Source organism: Desulfovibrio sp. (genome assembly GCA_016208105.1).
Classification (GTDB): Bacteria; Desulfobacterota; Desulfovibrionia; order Desulfovibrionales; family Desulfovibrionaceae; genus Fundidesulfovibrio.
Window position 1 is genome coordinate 1 of record JACQYS010000021.1, and the last position, 3,841, is coordinate 3,841.

At 61.4% G+C, this 3,841-nt stretch carries 2 protein-coding genes and 1 pseudogene; all 3 read right to left on the reverse strand.

Annotated elements, in window-relative coordinates; genetic code table 11:
- Window positions 1-314 precede the first annotated feature (314 nt).
- Window positions 315-1,640 (reverse strand): group II intron reverse transcriptase/maturase, encoded by a 1,326-nt coding sequence (gene ltrA, locus HY795_12605; protein MBI4806068.1) that lies wholly within the window; start codon window positions 1,638-1,640, stop codon window positions 315-317.
- Between the two features lie 841 nt (window positions 1,641-2,481).
- A pseudogene (locus HY795_12610) lies at window positions 2,482-3,450 on the reverse strand (transposase family protein).
- Window positions 3,447-3,776, reverse strand: a complete 330-nt coding sequence (locus tag HY795_12615; protein ID MBI4806069.1) for a transposase — start codon at window positions 3,774-3,776, stop codon at window positions 3,447-3,449. Before HY795_12615 ends, HY795_12610 begins: the two are co-directional and overlap by 4 nt.
- Between the last annotated feature and the right edge of the window lie 65 nt (window positions 3,777-3,841).

The window sequence follows — 3,841 nt, forward strand, 5'->3', positions numbered from 1 at the left end:
GCCCGTCAGAATGCACTTGCGCAATCGATTCTGCACTTGAGCTCAACGAGGCAAGTCGCTCACCTGCAAGAAGAGCTGCGGGTAGATGCAGGAGCGGGGACAGGCGCGGGTCACGCACTACCTCCAAGGCCCCGCTCCCAAGCCATTCGTAGAGTAAGGAGCGGGCGCGGTGGATGTACAGGCATAGTGAGCCCAGGCTGTAGTCCGGGTCTTTCGTTCCGGTGTCTCGCTCATAACCGCCATCATCTCCGTTTCCCGCTCCTTCTCATCGAACCCGGCGTGCGGATTTGCCGCACCGGGCTCTCGGACAGGCTTCACGACGAGGCTTGCGCAAGTCGTCGGCGAGGTAGGCGCCGAAGAGAGACCACCCCGAGAGAGCCGAAGACGTAGGACATTGGAAAGCGGTCGGCGCCCAAGCTGCCCACCTTGTGACGGCGTCGCAGGAAGCTGCGAATCCGGTCATAGACGTACAAGTCCATGTTTTGCCGAGCGGGACCAACGTTGTCATAACAGAAGTAGTTGGCCCAGCCGCGAAGGCGACGATTCAAGCGGGCGACCGTTTCCTTTATCGGTGTCTGATTCCCGGGACGGAGCAGCTCCCGGATGCGGGTGTGGAAGCGCTGGAGAGCCTTGCTGGCGGGCACAGCCGCCTGCCGACTGCGACCATCGACCTTCGAGCGGCGGGGACCGAAGGTGTATCCCAGGAAGGTGAAGTGGTCGTTGCGGGCATTCCGCACCGACGTCTTGTTCTGGTTCAGGCTCAGCTTCATCTTCTCGAAGTACCCGTTCACTCGGGCCAGGACGGCCTTGGCGCCGTGCCGACACAGAATCACAAAGTCGTCGGCATAGTTCACCAGGACCGCCCCGTACTTCTTATCGAGACCATGAAGCCGGAACGCCTTGAGAAACCGGTTGATGTAGATGTTCGCCAGTAGCGGCGATATCACACCACCCTGCGGCGTTCCCTGCTTGGACCCCTTCCCTCCCGTCAGCCGCGCATTGCCCTTGTCGTCGCGCTCTTCTACCGGCACCTTCAGCCACGACTTCAGCAGCCGCAGCATCCGGGCATCGCTGATGCGTCGGGCCAGGCACACCATCAGTTCGGCGTGCGGAATCGTGTCGAAGTACTTCGTCACGTCCGCATCGACAACCTGTCGATGGCCGTTCCAGAGTGCCCCATGGACCTTCTCCACAGCATCCAGAGCACTCCGGCCCGGTCGGTAGCCGTTGGCCGAATCCTCGAAGTCAGCCTCGAAGATCGGCTCGAGCACGAGTTTGGCAGCAGTCTGCACCACTCGGTCCCGAATCGTCGGGATACCGAGCGGACGCTCTCCTACGCCTCCGGGCTTTGGGATCATCACCCTCCGCACCGGTTGCGGCTTGTATCGCTCTTCTTTGACCTCCTCGCCAAGTTCACCCAACCACTTCTCCACGCCGTACCCCTCGATGTCCTCGAAGGTCTGCCCATCCACGCCAGGGGCACCCCGCTTTTCGCGGCTCAGCCGCCAGGCGTGGTACAGGATGTCCTCGCGGTACACCTTGTCGTACAACAGGTAGAACCGGTACTCGGGTGCCTGCTTGGCCTTACCGTAGAGCGCCCTCTGGAGCTTTCGGATCTTCTTTGGAGTTTCAAGGCTCACGCCAATCTCCTCTCCGCCGCTCCTTCCTGCGCATACCTGAACCAGGACCCCTTCCCTCCACCGGCTTTCACCGGCTTCACGGGTACTACGAGCCCCTCCGACTCCTGCCTGGGCCCAACCCCAAGGGCCGGTTGCCTCAGCGGCCCGCCGAGGAACCCAGACAGCTCTCCCACGTTGACGTCCATTCCTTGTGCACGTGCTGTGTCCAGTACCCCGGTAGCCCAGGAGCCTTCATCGAACGGTTCCTCCGGCTCCTGCATCGGCCTTCGCTGGTTAACCGGCAGCTCGGCGACTACATCTCTACTTTCGGGGCCTGCTCGGACTTCACTCGCGTTACGGCCCGCGCACTTGCCAGCCCGCCAATAGCGGACAGATTTCCCCTGGACTTCGGCGGATAGGTCACCCGCACCGCCGCTAGGGTAGCTACTATGGTGTACCGTCAACTCCATAGACCGGGTTTCCTCCGGTTGGAATGGACGCCCCTTACGTGGCGTCCGGCTAACATACGGTTCAGCTGCAAGCCATCAGCGCAAGCCTGCAACAGCCGCGAAGCGGCGTCCGATCGCTTACACGACCATCGAGGCGCACGTCTTGTACTGGTTCAGCGGGAATTGGACTGTCAGGTAAAAAACTACCATATGGACCACCGATTGGGGAGGGGCTGGAGGTGGGGTTAGCAGTGATCATCGTCGGAGCCGTGCCGGGGTAGTTCGGAGGTATCCCTCGAGGTGGACGGAGAGAAAACAGCCCGGGTCCCATCGGCCGGCGTGACGCCCCCCTGGCACTCGCTTCGCTCTCCGCCCCGCTCGGCCGCCCAGTCTGTTTTCTCCCCTGTAGGTGGAGGCTGCAGGGGTTGTTGGCCCAGCCGACGAGCACGGCGTCGATCACGGGCGGCCTCCAGCTTCCTGTCACGTTGGGCCCAGATCTCTGGAGCCTTTCCGGCCAGGTAGTCGTTGGGGGTGATGTAGCCGATGGCGCTGTGAAGGCGCACGGCGTTGTAGTGGTGGACGAACTCGGCGATGATCTTCTGGGCATGCTCCAGGGACTGGGGAGGCGTGAGGCGGATGGCGTCCTTCTTGAGCGTCTTGTGCCAGCGCTCGATCTTGCCGTTGGACTGCGGGTAGTAGGGAGAGGTTTTCACGTGGGTCATCCCGACCAGGCGGATGAACTTCTTGAAGTCGCCAGCGATGAATTGAGGCCCATTATCGCTGATGACACGGGGCTTCTCATCCGGGTACTTCTCCAGGGCCCGTTGCAGGATGAGCTCGATGTCGGATTCGAGCATGCGCTCCAGGATCTCGTGGTGAACAACGGCTCGACTCGCCCCATCCAGCACCGTGCACAGGTAGTAGAACGTGCCCGACGCGTTGATGTAGGACACGTCGATGTGCCAATGCTGATGGGGTTTCTCGGGCTGCACGAAGCCGGTTCCTTTCTTGGAGAGCTTCCGGTTCCACTGGCTCAGTCGCCCGGCGGCCTTCAGAACGCGGTAGGTACTGGCCGGGCTCACGGCGCAGATGTCGGCATCGAGCATCATAAACGTCAGCCGCCGGTATCCTTCCAGAGGATTTCGGTCGTGAAAGGCCAGAATCGCCTCCTTTTCCCAGGTTTCTAACCAGTGATCCCTCGGAATCAGGCAGTTATGCTCGTTTGCGAGCCCGTAGCGGCCCTTCCAGTGGAAGAACTTGCTGCGGCCCAGCCCGATCCAAGCCACAAATCGCTCTGCAGCTATCTCTGTCACCTCGCTCCACTCTCGAATGAAGTCCACAACTTCATCTCGCAGATGATGGGGAGCCCAGCGCTTCTTCAGGGCTCCCCAAGCTCGTTTTTTAGCTTCACGAACTCCTCGGAGATGCACGCGATGACCTCGTCCTTGCGGGAGAGCCGCTTCTCGAGCTGCGCCACCTTCTCGGCCAGCTTCGGATCGGCAACCGGCGTCTTCCTCTTCGTCGAGCCCTCCAGCGCCAGGGATGCGTTGGCCAGCAGCTGGCGCATCCACTCGTGGAAGACGCAGGGCTGCATCTGTTCCTCAGCGCAGATCTGCGAGATGGGTACCTTGTCCTGGAGGTGGCGCTTCAGGATCGCGGCCTTCTCCTCGGCCGTCCGATGCCTACGGGTTTGCTTCGTCTCGCTCATGCTTGGACTCCTGCCGTGTATGTTGAACGGCTGTCAAGGAGTCCAATTCCGACTGAGGCAATACA

Excerpts from the sequence above, each read along its gene's own strand:
- HY795_12615 (MBI4806069.1), bottom strand. The coding sequence starts at position 3,776 with ATGAGCGAGACGAAGCAAACCCGTAGGCATCGGACGGCCGAGGAGAAG.